The organism is Halopseudomonas pelagia CL-AP6, assembly GCF_000410875.1.
Lineage (GTDB): Bacteria > Pseudomonadota > Gammaproteobacteria > Pseudomonadales > Pseudomonadaceae > Halopseudomonas > Halopseudomonas pelagia.
Genome location: NZ_AROI01000006.1, coordinates 56,851 through 75,479, shown reverse-complemented (window position 1 = coordinate 75,479; position 18,629 = coordinate 56,851). Strand labels below are relative to the sequence as shown.

The 18,629-nt window shown below is 57.6% G+C and carries 15 protein-coding genes; 6 read left to right on the top strand and 9 right to left on the bottom strand.

Features of this window, described 5'->3' with window-relative positions; genetic code table 11:
• Nucleotides 1-27: 27 nt before the first annotated feature.
• On the top strand, nt 28-1,989 hold the full coding sequence (locus tag K787_RS25470) for an SLC13 family permease (RefSeq protein ID WP_022961653.1): 1,962 nt from the start codon (nt 28-30) through the stop codon (nt 1,987-1,989).
• Here K787_RS25470 and K787_RS0104780 read toward each other — a convergent pair.
• Nucleotides 1,986-2,162 carry a rubredoxin gene (locus tag K787_RS0104780; protein ID WP_022961652.1) on the bottom strand — a complete coding sequence of 59 codons (177 nt, stop codon included), beginning with the start codon at nt 2,160-2,162 and terminating at the stop codon, nt 1,986-1,988. The two genes, K787_RS25470 and K787_RS0104780, sit on opposite strands and share 4 nt — an antisense overlap.
• Complete coding sequence (locus K787_RS22230; RefSeq protein ID WP_022961651.1) at nt 2,159-3,367, bottom strand: alkane 1-monooxygenase; 1,209 nt, start codon at nt 3,365-3,367, stop codon at nt 2,159-2,161. Before K787_RS22230 ends, K787_RS0104780 begins: the two co-directional genes overlap by 4 nt.
• 152 nt (nt 3,368-3,519) lie before the next feature.
• Between K787_RS22230 and K787_RS22225 the strand changes: the two genes are divergently transcribed.
• The 3 genes from K787_RS22225 (at nt 3,520) to K787_RS22215 (ending at nt 8,589) form a co-directional block, all read left to right on the top strand.
• On the top strand, nt 3,520-4,584 hold the full coding sequence (locus K787_RS22225) for a helix-turn-helix domain-containing protein (protein WP_022961650.1): 1,065 nt from the start codon (nt 3,520-3,522) through the stop codon (nt 4,582-4,584).
• 356 nt (nt 4,585-4,940) lie between these two features.
• Nucleotides 4,941-6,764, top strand: a complete 1,824-nt coding sequence (locus tag K787_RS22220; protein WP_235801901.1) for a diguanylate cyclase — start codon at nt 4,941-4,943, stop codon at nt 6,762-6,764.
• The gene (locus K787_RS22215; RefSeq protein WP_022961648.1) at nt 6,754-8,589 is read left to right on the top strand and encodes a 7TM diverse intracellular signaling domain-containing protein; all 1,836 of its coding nucleotides are present in this window, start codon (nt 6,754-6,756) and stop codon (nt 8,587-8,589) included. Before K787_RS22220 ends, K787_RS22215 begins: the two co-directional genes overlap by 11 nt.
• Before the next feature lie 55 nt (nt 8,590-8,644).
• On the opposite strand, the gene K787_RS0104755 is transcribed toward K787_RS22215, so the two are convergent.
• The 7 genes from K787_RS0104755 to tkt form a co-directional block, all read right to left on the bottom strand.
• Complete coding sequence (locus tag K787_RS0104755) at nt 8,645-9,745, bottom strand: PQQ-dependent sugar dehydrogenase (RefSeq protein ID WP_028614591.1); 1,101 nt, start codon at nt 9,743-9,745, stop codon at nt 8,645-8,647.
• A gap of 26 nt (nt 9,746-9,771) precedes the next feature.
• Complete coding sequence (locus K787_RS0104750) at nt 9,772-10,242, bottom strand: hypothetical protein (RefSeq protein ID WP_052185313.1); 471 nt, start codon at nt 10,240-10,242, stop codon at nt 9,772-9,774.
• A gap of 87 nt (nt 10,243-10,329) precedes the next feature.
• Nucleotides 10,330-10,626, bottom strand: coding sequence for a hypothetical protein (locus K787_RS0104745; RefSeq protein WP_028614589.1), 297 nt, complete (start codon nt 10,624-10,626; stop codon nt 10,330-10,332).
• Nucleotides 10,627-10,679: 53 nt separating this feature from the next.
• Entirely contained in the window at nt 10,680-11,744 is a 1,065-nt protein-coding gene (gene fba / locus K787_RS0104740; RefSeq protein ID WP_022961646.1) for a class II fructose-bisphosphate aldolase, read from the bottom strand.
• A 68-nt stretch (nt 11,745-11,812) separates the two neighbouring features.
• Nucleotides 11,813-12,979, bottom strand: coding sequence for a phosphoglycerate kinase (locus K787_RS0104735; protein ID WP_022961645.1), 1,167 nt, complete (start codon nt 12,977-12,979; stop codon nt 11,813-11,815).
• A gap of 76 nt (nt 12,980-13,055) precedes the next feature.
• A complete protein-coding gene (gene epd, locus K787_RS0104730; RefSeq protein WP_022961644.1) occupies nt 13,056-14,111 on the bottom strand; it encodes an erythrose-4-phosphate dehydrogenase in 1,056 nt (351 codons plus the stop codon).
• A gap of 63 nt (nt 14,112-14,174) precedes the next feature.
• The gene (tkt, locus tag K787_RS0104725) at nt 14,175-16,172 is read right to left on the bottom strand and encodes a transketolase (protein WP_022961643.1); all 1,998 of its coding nucleotides are present in this window, start codon (nt 16,170-16,172) and stop codon (nt 14,175-14,177) included.
• 237 nt (nt 16,173-16,409) lie between these two features.
• Here tkt and K787_RS0104720 point away from each other — a divergent pair, with 237 nt between their 5' ends.
• Both K787_RS0104720 and metK read left to right on the top strand, forming a co-directional pair.
• Nucleotides 16,410-17,432 carry an ArsR/SmtB family transcription factor gene (locus K787_RS0104720; protein WP_052185312.1) on the top strand — a complete coding sequence of 341 codons (1,023 nt, stop codon included), beginning with the start codon at nt 16,410-16,412 and terminating at the stop codon, nt 17,430-17,432.
• Nucleotides 17,429-18,625 (top strand): methionine adenosyltransferase, encoded by a 1,197-nt coding sequence (gene metK, locus K787_RS0104715; RefSeq protein ID WP_022961641.1) that lies wholly within the window; start codon nt 17,429-17,431, stop codon nt 18,623-18,625. Before K787_RS0104720 ends, metK begins: the two co-directional genes overlap by 4 nt.
• Nucleotides 18,626-18,629 lie beyond the last annotated feature (4 nt).

Sequence of the window (18,629 nt, the reverse complement as noted above, 5' to 3'; positions counted from 1 at the left end):
TACGTTGCCTTTGCTCTGGAATGCGCTATGACCACGGATCAGGCACTGATCTTCAGTATTTTAGGGGCCACGATTGGCCTGTTTCTCTGGGGTCGCCTACGCCATGACGTAGTCGCCCTTATCGCCCTTGTGGCCTGCGTCTTCGCTGGACTGATCGAGGGCAATCAGGCCTTCAGCGGCTTCTCACAGCCTGCAGTCATTACCGTCGCCGCCGTGCTGATTCTCAGCTTCGGCCTGCAAACCACTGGCGCCGTGGAGTCCATGGCGCAGAAGGTCCTGCCCAAACGCGGCGGCAGCTTGGTCAGTATCGGCGTCCTGACCTTGCTTGGCGCGTGCCTCTCGGCATTTATGAACAATGTCGGCGCCATGGCATTGCTGATGCCCATTGCCATGCAGGTCGCGGTACGCCAGGGCATTGCTCCCGGCAAGGTGCTAATGCCGCTGGCTTTTGGCACCATTCTCGGCGGTATGACAACCCTAATCGGCACCCCACCCAATTTGATTGTTGCCGACTTCCGCGCGGCGCAAACCGGATCCGGCTTCAGCATGTTCGATTTCTCCCCCGTCGGCTTGGCGGTGGCAGTGACGGGCGTAATATTTGCTGTGCTCGCCGGCCGATGGCTGGTGCCCAACCGGCACAAACATGACGCCGAAAGCTTCGATACCGGCACTTACCTCACGGAAGTACGCATTGCAGAGAATGCCAAAGTCGCCGGCAAAACCCTGCGAGAGGTCGAGCAACTGCTGGATGATAGCGATGCTCAAATTGTTGGCATGGTACGCAATGATTTTCGGGTCACTGCGCCTTTCCCAGGCCGGATTCTCAAGGCCGGAGATATTCTGGTGGTCGAAGCCGAACCGGAAGCGCTCGGCGGCACCCTGACCCGCCTTGGACTGAAGCTGGAAGAGGCTGTACCCACCTCTCCGAACAAAAAAGAAGAGAATGAGAGCGACAGTTCAGACGAGGTTGATCAGCAGGCGGACAGCGCCGCACAGCCTTCAAATATCGCAACCGCAGCATCTGACAGCAGCGATGGCCGTTCTGGGATCCGGCCAGCCAAACTCGATCATCAGGCCGCAGACGAAAAAGTCGACGAGCTCGAAGAACCAGAACACAACAGCAGCACCGACGAAGAGGTTGTGATTCAGGAGCTTGCCGTCCAGCCAGGCTCCCTGCTGCAAGACCGGAGCGCGACCGACATTCAAATTCGCACCCGTTTTGGCATCAACCTGCTGGCGATTTCGCGCCAGGGCCATCGCTCGATCAAACGTCTGCGCTGGACCAACCTGAACGCAGGCGACGTGTTACTGATGCAGGGTAGCGCCGAGGCGATTGCCAACTTTGCCTCCGTATACGGCTGCATCCCGTTGGCGCAGCGCGCCATATTGATCCCTAACAAGCGCAAAGCGATCACCGCAGTCGCGATCATGGGCGGCTCCATTATGCTTGCAGCCACCGGCGTGTTACCCGCCGCGCTGGCCTTCACGCTCGGGGTCATTGGCTACATGCTCACCAGCGTCATCCCGCTGCGGCGCATCTATGAAGCCGTGGACTGGCCGATTATTGTGCTACTCGGGGCTTTAATGCCGTTGGCGGCAGCCATGGCCGACACCGGAGCAGCTGATCTATTGGCCAGAACGCTGCTTGAAAATGTCGCGCAGAGTAACGCGGTAATCGGGCTGGCCCTGGTGCTGGTCATCACCATGACGCTGTCTGACTTTATGAACAACGCCGCGACAGCGGCGGTGATGTGCCCAATCGCGCTGAGCATCTCCAGCCAGCTGGGCGTTAATCCAGACAGCTTTTTAATGGCGGTCGCTATTGGTGCATCCTGCGCCTTCCTGACGCCCATTGGCCATCAGAACAATACGCTGATCCTTGGCCCCGGCGGGTTCCGTTTCGGTGATTACTGGCGGCTCGGTTTGCCCATGGAGTTACTGGTCGTTTCCCTGAGCATACCGATGCTCCTATGGGTGTGGCCGCTTTAAGCGGCCCCATCGTCCCGACAGGTAAAATCCTCCTTATAACTGATCGCGCAATCCGGACAGACAAAATCGTCCGGCACGCTGTCCCAGCGCGTGCCCGGCGCAAAGCCCATATGCACATCACCAGCGGCCTCGTCATATTCATAGCTGCATTCAGGACAACGATACCGGCTCACGCTGCCACCTCCTCTGCCGACTGACGCATCCCGGACTCAGCAAGCCCATACTGACGTATGAGTCTGTCACGCTTGGCTGGCTCAAAATTGATTCTGCTCGGATCGCGATCAACTGCTGCCAGCAGGCGTTGATTCATTATTTTGAACCAGAGCGGCGGAACGTAGGCGATCAAATACATACCAAAGTAGCCACTGGGTAACCTTGGGAGATTGGGGAAATCCCGCAGCGACTGATAGCGCCGGGTCGGATGCGCGTGATGATCGGAATGACGCTGGAGATGGAACAATGCCCAGTTGGAGAACAGATGATTGCTGTTCCAGGAGTGCCAAGGCTGGCAGCGCTCGTAACGCCCATTCGGCAACGGCTTACGCAGCAATCCATAGTGCTCGATGTAGTTGGCCTGAGTCAGCTGGAAAGCCCCCCAAAACGCAATCAACAACAAGATCGGCAGCATGCCCACCCCCAGAAAAGCAATCAAAGTACCGTAAAGCGCAATACTGATCAGCGCCGGTTGGATGATTTCATTGTCCAGGCTCCACACTGACTTCCCGCAGCGATCCAGGCGTTCCGCCTCAAGGTCCCAGGCACGGAAAAAAGCCCCTGGCATTTCCCGGAACACGAAGCGATAGAGGCTCTCTCCCATCCGCGATGAGGCGGGGTCGACCGGCGTTGCCACGTCGCGATGATGGCCGCGGTTGTGCTCTACAAAAAAATGCCCATAGAAGCCCAAGGCCAGGGTAATCTTCGCCAGCCAGCGCTCCAACCCGGTTTTTTTGTGGCCCATTTCATGGCCGAGGTTCAATCCGTAACCCAAGGTGCCGCCGGCAGCCAGCACTACGGCCAACACGCCATGCCAGGGCAACTCGTGCGTGCCCAGAAAAATCACACTGACCAGAAAACTGAGCCACAAAATCGGCACCAGCGCGTAAGTCACGTAGCGATAGTAAGGATCCGCCTCAAGCCCCGGCACTGCTTCCTCGGGTGGATTACTACGATCCTCGCCGATCAGTGCATCGAGGGCAGGAATCACCGCGTAAGAAAACAGCGTAGGCAACCACAGCCAAAGCAATTTCGGCGACACCAGCATGTACATCAGTGGACCGACCAGAGCCGTGCAGGGCACCAACAGCGAAAACAGCCACAGATGGCGTTTGTGATCAATATACTCGGAAGCCGGCATCTCGGCTTGGGCAGGGCTATTCATAGGGGAGCACTCTCTTATTATTGTCATGCGTACTTTGTCATTGGACAAACAGCTACTGATCGATACTGCTCCCGGCTCAGCTGAAAACCTACCGTTGCAACGGGCAATAAATCGTCATAATGTGACAACTCATCCCGCGCAGACGGTAGAACATGCTCTCCCAACAACTATGGCTTAGCCCTTCCGTTCACCCTGTCTATGCGCGACTGATATGCGCTGAGTTGCGCCGGCAGGGTTTTACTGCACAGGAGATCATTGCCGATACACGTTTGAACTGGGATCTGCTCCATCACAACAATCGGTTTCTCAGCTTCGACCAGATGCATCGTCTGGCGCTGCATGCCCTGGAGCTGAGCCAGTGTCCCTGGCTGGGAATTGAGGTGGGCCAACATACCGATGTTTCTGCTCATGGTACTGCCGGCTACGCCAGCATCGCTGCGCCTACCGTGGGCATGGCCATCGCGACACTGCAGCGCTACTCGGGCCTGCGGCAGAACATTGCCGTATTCAACATAGACGCCACCGGTACCCGTGCAGCCCTGGTATTGGATGAGAAGCTTATTCTGCCGGCCCTGCGCGAATATCTTCTGGGCCATTTTACAACCGCGATGCTACGTTTGCTTGAGACCGCCACCGGGCTACCCTTGCGTGACCAGATCACTTTGCACTGGCCGATGCCCGAGGCACCCTGGTCAGACAATTACAAACAGATTGCCGGAACGGTCATATTCAACAGCCGGACATTGCGCATCGAACTCCCCAGCGACTACCTCAATACACCCTGTCTGGCGGCCGACCCGGAAGCCGAACGGCTGGCACTGCGCGACTGCGAAAATCAGTTACAACGCCTGCTGCGTGGCGGCACATTGAGCGAGCGCATCAAGCAGCGCTTGCTGGCCTGCCAAGAGGGCTACCCTACACTTGAGCAGATGGCCCGCGAAGAACACATGGCTCCGCGTACACTCATACGTCATCTAAACGATGAAGGGGTGCGTTATCAAACCTTGCTGGATGACGTGCGGTGTGACCTTGCTTGCTGGCTGCTCACACAAACCGATCTGAGTATTGAAGCTGTAGCCGAACGTCTTGGCTATCTCGATCCGACCAACTTCAGCCGCACCTTCCGACGCTGGCTAGGCGTTACTCCACGGAGCTTTCGCCAGAACGCGCGAGCCCGGGCCGGAGGGTTTGACGTGGCGCCCTCGCGCCCCCTATAGTGGCACACTGACTTTTACTTGCTGGTAGTCACTTATTGAAAGCCGCCAGCCGACTGCAGCGGCTGGCGTTTAGCCCTTGCGTGCAGCAGTCAATCGTTGTGTACTGAAGCCGATAATCGCGCCTTATGCTCGAAAACAGGTGACCGAATAAGCCACGGAACCCGTATAGATATTGATCATCGACTAGAACCTTGAGTTCAAGGCCGTCGAAAAACGCCAGGGAAGCAGGTCAGGCACCGAACATGGTCTTTTCAGCAGTTTGCGCAGCCAGTCTGCCCGGGCATATAGCGCCCGCCAAAGCTCCTCACTCAGCCCATACACTTCGTCCGTGTTGGCCGCTGCTGATATTGTGCCTGTTGTTTGTTTCAACCCTGGCCAACGCGCAACCGGCTGTGCTGATACTCGACGGCTCCGAAGCGGGCATTAGCCTGCAGACGCACGCCTATTATCTACGCGACCCCCAGCGCATCCTGACCATTACCGACATACAAGATCATGATGCCGACTTCCAGCCCGCTAATGAACGCCGCGACCTTAATTTCAGCTACACCCGCGACCATGTCTGGCTGCGGGTCGACATTGCGTCGGCTGCCAAGGAGCCACACAGCTGGGTACTGGAAATGCGCTATGCCTCGTTGGATAGAGTCAGTTTTTTCAACATCAGTAGCGACGGCATACAGCAACAGCATGGCGGCGATACGCTGCCCTACAGGCAACGCAGCTTTCCCCATCGCAACCCGGTGTTTTCAATAGCGCTGGAGCCCGGCGAAGAACGTAGCTTGTATATCCTGACGCATTCCGAGGGCAGTTTGTCACTGGACAACCAGTTATGGCATACGGCCGCATTCAACGAACACAACCAGATGACCTACGCTCTGCTGGCCATCTACTTCGGCATGCTGCTCGCGCTGGCCAGTTACAACCTGATGCTGTTCGCTGTATTGGGTGAGCGCTCATTCGCACTGTACGTCTGCTTCGTAGTCAGTTTCGGCATAGGCATGTTGGCGATCAATGGCCTAGGCGCACAATACCTCTGGCCCAACCTGGGCGAAACAGGCAATCGAATACTGCCGTTCTTTCTCAGTTTATCAGCCACCGTGGGCGTTCTTTTTGCGCAATCCTTTCTGGATACCGCGCGCCGCGCTGAGGGTCTCAATCGCGTCCTGTCGATCTGGGCCTGGATCGCGATGAGTGCCACGCTGCTGACCTTGGTGGTGGATGGTCAGCGGGCATTGCAACTGATGTCGGTGATCGGCCTGGTTACCACACTGGTCCTGTTTGTCACCGGTATCATCTGCGTAGCACGGCGTATTCCAGGATCGCTTATCTTCGTCTTCGCCTGGCTCATGCTGCTGGCTGGGGCCATGCTGCTGGCGCTGCGTAACTTTAGCTTGATCCCGTCCACCTTCCTCACTGTCAATGCCATGCAAATCGGCTCGGCTATAGAGATGCTATTACTGTCATTGGGGCTAGCGGCACGCTTCAACGAGCTCAAGCGCCTTAAAGAATCAGCTCAGCGGCAGGCATTGAGATCGCAAAAACAGGTGTTAATGTCGCTCCTGCAGCAGGAAAAAATTCTTGAGCAGCGCGTTACCGAACGCACCGAGGCACTAGCGCAGGCCAATGCCCGCCTGGAAATGCTTGCCATGCAGGACCCGCTCACGGGACTCGCTAACCGTACCGCGCTCACGCAGCATCTTCAGCAAGCGATGTTACGTACCGAACGTCGCAACGAACTCCTGGCATTGGTTCTGATTGACCTGGACAGCTTCAAAGCCATCAACGACCAACTGGGACATGATATCGGGGATCAGGTACTGAAACAGGTAGCGGTACGACTCAAGGGCTGCGCCCGAGAGACCGACCTGGCGGCACGCCTGGGCGGCGATGAGTTTGTCCTGATCAGCGAGGGTATTCTCGACCAGGAAGACGCTTTGCGTCTCGGTGAAAGACTGCTTGATGCGCTAAGCCTGCCCATTGCGCTAGATGATGGCAGTATCAGCGTCGGCGCCAGCATTGGCATCAGCCTGACCAATGACATTCAACCTGATATCGAGGCACTGATGCGCCACGCCGATCAAGCGATGTACCTGCGCAAGCGCGGCGGGCGCAATGGCGTGCGGCTGTACAGCCCCGAAGCCGTCTCACCATTCTCTGCAGATAACCTGCGTGACCGCTGAAGCCTACCCAAACGGGCGAACAGCGATAGCGTCGCTATTGCTGCTATTGCTGCTGAGCATCAGTGCGCACGCCCAGGGCGCGCCGGGCGTGCTGTTTCTTACCGGTACTGAACAGCACATTGATCTACAACCCTGGGTGGAATATCAGCAAACGGCGCGGAAGGTCACTTATCAACAATTGCTCAATAGCAAGGCAGTCTGGACTGCAGGCTCCAACCGCGGCGACATGAACTTCGGTTACACCCGCGACGCCGTGTGGTTAAAACTCAGCCTGAGCTCCAGCTCCAGTCGCGATACACTCTGGCACCTGCATTTCCCTTACTCTTCACTTAACCGGGTAGACATCTATCAACAAAACCATGCAGTAAAAACCAGCGGCGCCATCGTGCCGTTGCATCAGCGCGATCTGGCGCACCGCGATCCAGCCTTCTCACTGCGCCTGGCACCCGGCGAACAAACCACCTTGTACATTCGAACCCAATCCGAAGGCAGCCTGACCCTGACCAGTCAATTGTGGTCTGGTGCGGCCTTCGCCAGTTTCAGCGTCAATAGCACTGCGTTGCTCGCGCTGTACTGCGGTATGTTGTTGGCCTTGGCACTCTACAACCTACTGCTATATACCGTTTTGCGTGAGCGTAGTTATCTGCTCTATGTGTGTTTCGTGCTCAGCTTTGGTCTGGGTGCATTAGCTTTTACCGGTCTTGGCGCACGGTATATCTGGCCGGATATCGGCACCTGGGGCGGGCGACTATTACCCCTGGGACTGTGTCTGGCAGCCACCATTGGCACTCTGTTCACCTGCAGCTTTCTCAATACGCGGCAGCATATGCCGGGCTGGCACCGCCTGCTCTGCGCGCTGATGTTGGCCAGCCTGATACTCACACTCGCAAGCCTGTTTCTCCCCGTGCATTGGGTGATCCTCAGCATGTCGTTACTGGGCATGATTGGAGCACCCCTGACCCTGATCTGCATTCTGCTCGCCGTACGTTACCGGGTGCCGGGTGGGCGCATTTTCCTGACGGCGTGGGCCTGTATGATTATCGGAGTGGTGTTGCTGTCATTACGCAACTTCGGCGTTATCCCGTCCAATCTGGTGACCACCTACGCTATGCATGTGGGCTCGGCGCTGGAGATGCTGTTACTGTCGTTTGCTTTGGCGGCGCGCTTCAATACGCTAAAAAAACAGAAGGAGGAGACCCAGGCTAACCTGGTCAAAACCCTGAAAACCCATGAGCAGGAACTGGAGTTAAAAGTTCAAGAGCGCACTGAAGAGCTGCAAATAGCCAACGTCCGGCTCAAGGCTATGGCCATGCAAGACCCGTTGACCGGACTGGCCAATCGGAGCGCGTTGGATATGCACATGACCCATGTTTTGCGCCGATCCCAGCAGCGACATACACCCCTGGCGGTCATGCTCATTGACTTGGATGGTTTCAAGCAGATCAATGATCAGCTTGGGCATGAAACTGGCGACCAGGTTCTGCGCACCATTGCCGACCGGTTACGCAGCATCGCCAGGGAATCGGATTTCGTCGCACGTCTGGGTGGCGACGAATTCGTGCTGGTCGCCGAGGATATCGGTACACCAGAGCAGGCCCACACACTGGCGGAGCGGTTTCTCGACAGGCTTAGCCTGACTATTGATATGGATACCCAGAGCGTGGCCGTGGGCGCCAGCATCGGCATTAGCATGACGCGCTCAGCCGAGCTGGATATGGCGCAAATGCTACGTCAGGCAGACATGGCGATGTACAACCGCAAACGCAGCGGGCGCGGGGGGGTAAGTTTCTACGCGCAAGAACAATTCAGCAACCAACTAGCCTGAGCTGGCACTGCAGGCTATAGATCCCTGGGTGAGCGCTACCGCTCACCCACACCAATCAGTTGCCAGGCAGCACTTTGAGCAGCTTGCCTTGCGCGGCGTCGGTGAGCAAATACAAGGCGCCGTCGGGGCCACTGCGCACATCGCGAAAGCGGCTTTCAAGCTCCCCGAACAGACTTTCCTGCTCGACCACCTCGTTACCCTTCAGGACTACGCGACGCACCTCCATCCCGGCCAGTGCCGCGACCATCAAATTGCCATCCCACTCAGGAAAGAGCTCACCGCGGTATAGGCTAAAGCCCGCCGGGGCGATGGACGGCGTCCAATGCAGCAACGGCTGCTCTAAACCTGGCAGTTCGGTATGCGGGCTGATAACGGCACCACTGTAATCCACGCCAAAGGTGATTTTCGGCCAGCCATAATTTTTACCTGGCTCGACCAGGTTGATCTCGTCTCCCCCCCTTGGCCCATGCTCATGGGCGAGCACGCGCTGCCCCTGGGCATCATATATAAGCCCTTGAACATTGCGGTGCCCTATGCTGTAAAGCTCTGGCAAGGCACCGTCCTGCCCTACATAAGGGTTATCCTCGGGCACCGAGCCATCGCGATTCAGGCGCACGATTGAACCGATGTGGCTGCTGGTTTTTTGCGACTCTTCACGGTAATTAAAGCCGTCACCGAGGCTCAGCAACAAGGTATTGTCTGGCAGAAAGGCAATCCGGCCGCCGTAGTGAGCCGAGCCTGCTTTGGCCGGCGTAACGCGAAAAATCTCTTCAACCTCAGTCAGCGCCTGGCCATCCAGGGTGGCGCTAGCCAAACAGGTATGATTTGCCTTGCTGGTCCCACAGGCATAGCTGAGAAACACGCGATTGTTCTGCTCGAACTCTGGATCAAGGGCAACTTCAAACAAGCCAGCTTGGCCGGAAACAAAAACTTCCGGCACACCGCTGAACGGCTCGGCCTGCAACTCGCCCTCGGAGCTGATATGCCGAAGCTGACCGGTGCGCTCAGTCACCAGCATCCCGCCATCCGGCAAGAACGCCAGCGACCAGGGATTCTCAAGGCCTTCGGCCAGTGTTTCCACGCGGTAGTCTGCCGCCTGCACGGCCCAGGCAGAAGACATTGCTACAGCCGCCAGCAAGGCGCTTCTTTTCCACATGTCATAACCCTCCAATTGAATGAGTGCTAGCCCAGTACGCGCAAGCCACGCTTGACCACAGGTCGAGTCAGCCGACCAAACAGCCAACTCCCCACAGCCACTGCCAGCATCATCAGCAACAATCCCCAGGTGTCCCTGGTGGCGGCAATAAAGGTTGGCATGGGCAGGAAATAGTCAGCGATACGGAACGCTACCCAGATTCCAACACCCCCGGCCAACACAAACAACAACCCCCGCCAAGGCTTAAAAATACGCCCCAGGCCCGCGGCCACCGGCAGGGCAAAAATAAAGGTAACCGCCACCATCAGGCCAAAGATCGGGGTGAACCCAGTAAGATCACGCAGACTGGTGAGCATACGCTGCTCCAGCGAAATCGGTGTACCCAGTTGTTGCAGCTCGAAGAGATTCAATTGAGTCTGAGCCAGGCTGCCCAGCACTGTGGCCACAAGCACACTGACGACAAAGAAGAAAAGAACGCGCAGAACAGTTATCAGCATCGCCGGAACATCCTGTTTTATTAACGAAATTGTGACATCTGGGGGGCTCAGCGGACACGCTGAACCTGTAACCTGATATGTAACCTGTCAGCCCTGCACCGAGGGCAATTGCGGCAGATTACGCAGGCCAGCTTCGTAGGCGGCCATATCGAAAGGCGCATCCTGATCCAGCATAACGCCAATGCAATGGGCAAGCACTTCGGCCATCAAATCCATGCTGTCCTCGCGGCTATAGCCAACCAATGTGAGCTTGTTCAGCGTCGCTTGGGCAAAAGCCGGCTCATTACTAGCCAACTGATTTTCAATGGCTTCAAGCAGACGCTCATGGGCAAAAAGCGCGTCAGCCTGTTCATCGTTGGAAGCGGTGTCTTCAGGTGCTTGCATGGTGGGCATCTCGGCAGGGCAAACAGAGGGGGAGTATCCCCCCTCCGCTCGGTTCAGTTGATCTTGGGGTCCAGTTCGCCGCTGGCGTAGCGCATGAACATCGCTTCCAGGTTGACCGGCTTGATTTTGGAGGCATGGCCAGCGGTGCCGAAGGCCTCGTAGCGAGCAATACAAACATCGCGCATGGCCTTGACGGTTTCGCCAAAGAATTTGCGCGGATCAAACTCGCTAGGGTATTTAGCCATATGCCGACGCATTGCGCCGGTAGAGGCCAAGCGCAGATCGGTGTCGATATTGACCTTGCGTACACCGTACTTGATGCCTTCAACGATTTCCTCTACCGGCACACCATAGGTTTCCTTGATGTCACCGCCGTACTCGTTGATGATCGCCAGCCATTCCTGGGGTACTGACGATGAACCATGCATCACCAGATGGGTATTGGGGATACGTGCGTGGATCGCCTTGATCCGGTCAATGGCCAGAATATCGCCCGTCGGCGGCTTGGTGAACTTGTAGGCACCATGACTGGTGCCGATGGCGATTGCCAGAGCGTCAACATGGGTCTTTTTGACAAAGTCAGCGGCTTCTTCAGGGTCGGTCAGCATCTGGCTGTGATCAAGAATACCTTCTGCACCGATGCCGTCCTCCTCGCCAGCTTGACCGGTTTCCAGGCTGCCTAGACAGCCGAGCTCGCCTTCGACCGAAACACCGCAGGCATGCGCCATATCAACGGTGCGACGGGTTACGTCAACGTTGTAATCGTATTCGGTCGGGGTCTTGCCGTCTTCGCCCAGCGAGCCATCCATCATTACCGAGGAAAAACCCAGCTGGATGGAACGCTGGCATATCGCTGGGCTGGTGCCATGATCCTGGTGCATACAGATCGGAATATGCGGAAATTCCTCAATCGCTGCCAGAATCAGGTGACGCAGAAAGGGGGCACCCGCGTACTTGCGTGCGCCCGCCGAGGCCTGCACGATCACCGGTGAATCGGTCTTGTCAGCGGCCTCCATGATGGCGCGCATCTGTTCCAGATTGTTGACGTTGAACGCCGGTACGCCGTAACCGAATTCGGCAGCGTGATCGAGCATCTGACGCATGCTGATAAGGGCCATTTGATAATCTCCAGTAATCAGTAAAAAAAACGTGTTTCAGCCTGCCGCAGCGGACAACAGGCTGCAAGTTATTGGCTGGACTTGCGTTCTTCCAGCACCGCTACTGCGGGCAACACCTTACCTTCAACAAATTCCAGGAAGGCGCCACCACCGGTGGAAATATAGGAAATCTGGGAAGCCACACCATATTTGTCAATTGCCGCCAGGGTGTCACCACCACCAGCAATCGAGAACGCCGGACTCTCGGCAATAGCCAGCGCCAGCGCCTTGGTGCCGTTGCCGAACTGATCAAACTCAAAAACGCCGACCGGACCATTCCACAGAATAGTACCGGCTGACTTCAACAGCTCGGCAAAATGCGCAGCGGTTTGTGGCCCGATATCCAGAATCATGTCATCCGCGGTCACTTCGGCCACCAGCTTGACGGTGGCCTTGGCGCTCTCAGCAAACTCGCTGGCAACCACAACATCGATAGGTAAAGGTACGCTGACCCTGTCAGCGATCGCCCGCGCGGTATCCAGCAAATCCGCTTCGTACAGCGACTTACCCACTGGGTAGCCCGCCGCAGCGAGAAAGGTGTTGGCGATACCGCCACCGACAATTAATTGGTCGCATTTCTCGGACAACGCGTTAAGCACGTCCAGTTTGGTAGACACCTTGGAGCCAGCCACAATGGCGGTCATCGGCCGCGCGGGCTTGAGCAGCGCCTTGGCCAGCGCGTCGAGCTCGGTGGCCAGCAGCGGGCCAGCACAGGCAACTTTGGCAAATTTGGCTACACCGTGGGTAGAGCCCTGGGCGCGATGCGCCGTACCGAAGGCATCCATTACAAACACGTCACAGAGCGCCGCGTACTGCTGCGCCAGCTCATCGGTATTCTTCTTTTCACCTTTGTTGAAGCGCACATTTTCCAACAGTACTACTTCACCTGGCTGCACCTCGACGCCGGCCAGGTAATCCTTCACAAGAGGTACATCACGGCCCAATGCCTCGGACAAATAAGCCGCAACCGGCGCCAGACTGTTCTCCTCGCTGAACACACCTTCTTCCGGGCGCCCCAGATGCGAGCAGACCATTACTGCGGCGCCCTTTTCCAGCGCCAGCTTAATGGTTGGCAGGGCAGCAAGAATACGCGCATCGCTCTTAACCTTGCCATCCTTGACGGGTACATTCAGATCCTCGCGGATCAATACGCGCTGGTTTTTCAATTCCAGCTCGCTCATGGTCAATACGCTCATGTCCTGCTCCTCATAAAGCCATCAATTTCGTTTCAGCGCTGAGTACGCAGCAACCGCACTCAGATCCTGAGCTCGGTCAGTCCCGGCCGGCGATCTGCAACCAGTAGTCCGCCACATCCAGCATACGATTGGCAAAACCCCACTCGTTATCGAACCAGACCAGCAAGTTCACCATGCGTGGCCCGGATACCCGGGTCTGGCTGCCATCCACCACCGCCGAGTGCGGATCATGATTGAAATCACAACTGGCATGCGGTAGCTCGGTGTAATCCACCAAGCCCTTGTAGACGCCTTGAGACGCCGTATGCAGCAACCTGTTGACCTCCTCGGCGCTGGTATCGCGGCGAGTCTGCAAAGTAATGTCCAGCGCCGACACGTTCAGGGTTGGCACGCGAATCGCCTTGGCCTGAACGCGCCCGGCCAACTCCGGCATCAGTCTTTCAATACCTCGCGCCAAACCGGTGGACACTGGAATCATCGACTGAAACGCAGACCGCGTGCGTCGCAGATCAGTATGGTGATAGGCGTCAATCACCGGCTGATCGTTCATTGCTGAATGGATCGTGGTAATTGAGACATATTCCAGGCCGATCTGTTCATTCAAGAGTGTGAGTAGAGGCACGCTGCAGTTGGTCGTACAGGACGCATTGGAAACCAGCCGCGCCTGCCCATTGAGCTGATGATGATTGGCACCAAACACCACGGTGGCGTCCACTGCAGCCTCATTGGCCATCGGCTGGGAAAACAGCACCCTAGGCACGCCCGCATGGGTAAAGCGCGAGGCCTCCTCACGCGTAGTGTATTGCCCGGAGCATTCCAGCAACAGGTCGATATCCAGCGCCTTCCAGTCCACCATTTCGGGCTGCGCCTGGCTCAGCACCTGTACCGGCTGGCCATCGATCATCAGACAGTCACCCTCGACCCTGACCTCACCGGGAAAACGCCCGTGGGTTGAATCGAAACGGGTCAGATATTCAATGCTGGCCTGATCGGCCAGATCGTTCAGCGCAACTATCTGCATGCCAGCCCCCTGTATGCCGGCACTGGCACGTTCATGCAGCGCACGCAGCACGCAGCGGCCAATACGGCCATAGCCGTTGAGCGCAATGCGGTAGGGACCGGGGGAAGGCATACAGCAACTCCGTTAAGCGTCAAGCGTCAAGCTACACTAGGCTGCTTGCCGCTTGACGCTGGGTTAGTCTTCCAACAGCTCTTCGGCCGTAGCCAGGAGATTGTCGACCGTGAAGCCGAACTCCTCGAACAGAGCGGGCGCTGGCGCCGACTCGCCGAAGGTGTTCATGCCGATCACGCGACCATCCAGACCCACATACTTGTACCAGAAGTCGCCATGGGCGGCTTCGATGGCGATCCGCGCCCCCACTTCCAGCGGCAGCACCGCTTGTTTGTACTCCGCATCCTGTTGATCGAATACGCTGGTGCAGGGCATGGAGACTACCCGTACGCGGTACCCCTGCTCGGTCAGCTTGTCGCAGGCCTGCATGGCCAGACCCACTTCGGAGCCAGTCGCGATCAGAATCAGCTGCGGCTCACCTTCACAGTTTTTCAGCACGTAGCCGCCACGCGCAATCGCCGTTTCGGTTTCGCTATCACGGATCTGATAGGGCAGATTCTGGCGCGAGAAGATCAACGCGCTCGGACCATCCTTGCGCTCCATCGCGTATTTCCAGGCGACAGCCGACTCGACCGTATCCGCCGGACGCCAGGTATCCAGATTAGGCGTACTGCGCAAGCTGGACAACTGCTCTACCGGCTGATGGGTAGGACCATCTTCGCCCAGGCCGATGGAGTCGTGGGTGAATACATAGAGCACGCGCACTTTCATCAGGGCCGACATACGCACTGCATTGCGCGCGTACTCCATAAACATCAGGAAGGTCGCACCGTAGGGGATCAAGCCGCCGTGCAGCGCCACGCCATTCATGATCGCGCTCATACCGAACTCACGCACGCCGTAGTACATGTAATTGCCGGACGCATCCTCCTGGGTAACCGGCTTGCAGCCATTCCACAGGGTCAGATTCGAGCCCGCCAGGTCAGCCGAACCGCCGAGCAATTCCGGCAGCAGGGGACCAAAGGCATTCAGGCAATTCTGACTGGCCTTACGGCTGGCGATGGTTTCGCCCTTGTCCGCCACTTCACGAATAAAAGCCGAGGCCTTTTCGGAAAAGTCGGCGGGCAGCTCACCGGCCATGCGCCGCTCAAACTCGCTGGCCAATTCCGGAAATGCAGTTTGGTACGCGGCAAACCGCTGGTCCCACTCGGCCTCCGCCTTACCGCCCGCCTGGCGCGCATCCCACTCGGCATAAATATCCTGCGGAATTTCAAAGGGAGCGTGCTTCCAGCCGAGCTTTTCACGGGTCAGCGCGATTTCCGCATCACCCAGCGCGGCACCGTGGCTGTCTTCCTTACCCTGCTTGTTCGGCGAACCGAAGCCGATGATAGTCTTGCAGCAGATCAGCGTCGGGCGATCGCTCTTGCGCGCCGTCTCGATCGCGATCTTGATCTCTTCGGCGTCGTGACCGTTAACATTGCGAATCACCTGCCAACCATAGGCCTCGAATCGCTTGGGCGTATCATCGGTGAACCAGCCATGCACTTCGCCATCAATGGAGATGCCGTTGTCATCATAAAAACCAATCAGCTTGTTCAAACCCAGAGTGCCGGCCAACGAGCATACTTCGTGGGAGATACCTTCCATCAGACAGCCATCACCCATAAATACATAAGTGTGATGATCTACAACATCATGCCCAGGACGATTGAACTGCGCGGCCATGATCTTTTCCGCCAGCGCAAAGCCCACCGCATTAGCCAGGCCTTGGCCTAGCGGACCAGTGGTGGTCTCCACGCCCGGGGTATAGCCAAATTCCGGGTGGCCGGGCGTTTTGCTGTGCAGTTGACGGAAGTTTTTCAGTTCGTCAATCGACAGGTCGTAGCCGGTCAGGTGCAGCAGCGAATAGATCAACATCGAACCGTGCCCATTCGACAGCACAAAACGATCGCGATCAGCCCAGTTAGGGTTGACCGGGTTGTGCTTCATATAGTCGCGCCAGAGCACCTCGGCGATATCCGCCATGCCCATGGGCGCGCCGGGATGACCGCTGTTGGCTTTCTGCACGGCATCCATGCTGAGGGCACGAATAGCATTGGCACGATCACGACGGCTGGGCATGGGTAACTCCTGTGGCTGACAAGACAGATGAACCGGGCGCCTTTTCGGGCCGCAGTCCAATAACAAGGCCGGGCATTTTCGCGCAAACAGCGCCCGTGGGCAATGAAAACCCCGAGAAACCCCGCACCGTCACAACACCACTGGAATAAAACCCTTGCCCGTCACATCCGGCAACCTATATCAATTTTTTTTGATATAGGTCTTGCGGCCACCCGCTTGCGCACCTACACTGCCCCAATGAACCCTATAGCTCACTTAGTGTCACCCACCTCCAGCGCTACCGAACAGCTCGCCGCCTTCTGCAAGGCCACGGGCGATGCTCTGCGTCTGGATATTCTAAGGGTGCTGCGCAATGACTCCTTCGGCGTCCTGGAGCTAGCCAGGATCTTTGCCATGCGTCAGTCAGGCATGAGCCACCATCTCAAGGTTCTGGCCAATGCCGGACTGGTCAGTACCCGGCGCGAAGGCAACTCGATTTTCTATCGTCGCAGCCTGCCGGATACCGGCCAGCCCTGGTACGGCGTACATAGCCAACTATTGGATGGCCTTGATGCGCTGCCGCTGGAACCAGCGCTGATCGAAGCCATAACCGACGTGCACAGCCAGCGGGCCGACCTATCGCGGCAGTTCTTCGCGCGCTTCACCGATGGCACACCCGCACAACAGGACCTGATTGCCCATTTCGGTCTGTATCGGGAACCGCTGCTCAGCCTGATCGACGGCCTGGCCCTACCAGCTCACGCGCTGGCGCTCGAAGTGGGCCCCGGTGAGGGTGGTTTTCTACCTGACCTGGCGAGCCGCTTTGAGAAAGTCGTGGGGCTAGATAACGCGCCATCGATGCTCGACCGCGCCCGCCAACAGTGTGCCGAAGCCGGCCTTACTAATGTGGAATGCCTGCTCGCCGATGCACTGGTGCCTCAGCCTCTGGCCCCAGCCGATTGCCTGGTGTGCAATATGGTGCTGCACCATATGCCAGCCCCGGCAGAAGCATTGAAACGCTTTACCAGCCTGATCAAACCCGGCGGCAGCCTGATCCTTACCGAGCTGTGCAGCCACAACCAGAGCTGGGTACGCGACACCTGCGGTGACTTGTGGCTGGGCTTCGACCAGCTTGACCTAAGCTACTGGGCCGGCGAAGCCGGACTGGTACCGGGTAACAGCCTGTACATCGGCCTGCGTAACGGCTTCCAGATACAGCTGCAACAGTTCAGCAAACCGATCATTGACAACTTATTCCCAACAGAAGGGACCGCAGCATGAGCGATTATTCGATTTTCACTTCCGAATCCGTGTCCGAAGGCCACCCGGACAAACTCGCAGACCAGATCTCCGATGCCGTGCTTGATGCCATCATCAGCGAAGACAAATTCGCCCGCGTTGCCTGCGAAACCATGGTCAAGACGGGCGTTGCCATCGTCGGCGGTGAAATCACCACCAGTGCCTGGGTTGACCTCGAAGACCTGGTGCGCAACGTGATCATGGACGTTGGTTACACCTCCTCCGACGTTGGCTACGACGGCGCTACCTGCGGCGTGATTAACATCATCGGCAAGCAATCTCCGGATATTGCCCAGGGCGTCGACCGCCAGAACCCCGAAGACCAGGGCGCCGGCGATCAGGGTCTGATGTTCGGCTACGCCAGCAACGAGACGGATGTACTGATGCCTGCGCCAGTGACCTTTGCTCACCGCCTGGTGGAGCGTCAGTCGGAAGCACGCAAGAGCGGCGCGCTGAGCTGGTTGCGGCCCGATGCCAAATCCCAGGTAACCTGCCGTTACGACAACGGCAAGGTGGTCGGTATCGACGCCATCGTGCTATCCACCCAGCACAACCCGGACATTAGCCTCAAGGACCTGCGCGAGGCGGTGATGGAAGAAATCGTCAAAAATGTGATCCCAGCCGAGCTGCTGCACGCCGATACCCAGTATCACATCAATCCGACCGGCAACTTCGTCATCGGTGGCCCGGTCGGCGACTGCGGCCTAACTGGCCGTAAGATCATAGTCGACACCTACGGCGGCATGGCCCGTCACGGTGGCGGTGCGTTTTCCGGCAAGGACCCCTCCAAGGTCGATCGCAGCGCTGCCTATGCCGGCCGCTATGTGGCCAAGAACATCGTCGCTGCGGGCCTGGCCGAGCGTTGTGAGATCCAGGTGTCCTACGCCATTGGCGTGGCACAACCCACCTCGGTATCGATCAACACCTTTGGCACCGGCAAAATCAGTGACGACAAGATCGTCAAACTGGTTCGCGAGCACTTCGACCTGCGCCCGTACGCCATCACGCGCATGCTCGACCTGTTGCACCCGATGTACCGCGCCACCGCAGCTTACGGTCACTTCGGCCGCACGCCGGTGGAAATGACGGTTAAAGGCGATACCTTTACCGCATTCCCTTGGGAAAAGACCGACAAGGCCGAGGCTTTGAAAGCGGCGGCAAGCCTCAAGCTGTAAGCGG

What these genes read in the sequence shown, in the direction of transcription:
- K787_RS0104745 (WP_028614589.1), bottom strand. Translation starts at nt 10,626, where the DNA reads ATGCAAGCACCTGAAGACACCGCTTCCAACGATGAACAGGCTGACGCG.
- K787_RS0104755 (WP_028614591.1), bottom strand. Translation starts at nt 9,745, where the DNA reads ATGTGGAAAAGAAGCGCCTTGCTGGCGGCTGTAGCAATGTCTTCTGCC.
- epd (WP_022961644.1), bottom strand. Translation starts at nt 14,111, where the DNA reads ATGCCTTCCCCCGGTCCCTACCGCATTGCGCTCAACGGCTATGGCCGT.
- K787_RS22230 (WP_022961651.1), bottom strand. Translation starts at nt 3,367, where the DNA reads ATGAATAGCCCTGCCCAAGCCGAGATGCCGGCTTCCGAGTATATTGAT.
- fba (WP_022961646.1), bottom strand. Translation starts at nt 11,744, where the DNA reads ATGGCCCTTATCAGCATGCGTCAGATGCTCGATCACGCTGCCGAATTC.
- tkt (WP_022961643.1), bottom strand. Translation starts at nt 16,172, where the DNA reads ATGCCCAGCCGTCGTGATCGTGCCAATGCTATTCGTGCCCTCAGCATG.
- K787_RS25470 (WP_022961653.1), top strand. Translation starts at nt 28, where the DNA reads ATGACCACGGATCAGGCACTGATCTTCAGTATTTTAGGGGCCACGATT.
- K787_RS0104735 (WP_022961645.1), bottom strand. Translation starts at nt 12,979, where the DNA reads ATGAGCGTATTGACCATGAGCGAGCTGGAATTGAAAAACCAGCGCGTA.
- K787_RS0104750 (WP_052185313.1), bottom strand. Translation starts at nt 10,242, where the DNA reads ATGCTGATAACTGTTCTGCGCGTTCTTTTCTTCTTTGTCGTCAGTGTG.
- K787_RS0104720 (WP_052185312.1), top strand. Translation starts at nt 16,410, where the DNA reads ATGAACCCTATAGCTCACTTAGTGTCACCCACCTCCAGCGCTACCGAA.
- K787_RS22225 (WP_022961650.1), top strand. Translation starts at nt 3,520, where the DNA reads ATGCTCTCCCAACAACTATGGCTTAGCCCTTCCGTTCACCCTGTCTAT.
- metK (WP_022961641.1), top strand. Translation starts at nt 17,429, where the DNA reads ATGAGCGATTATTCGATTTTCACTTCCGAATCCGTGTCCGAAGGCCAC.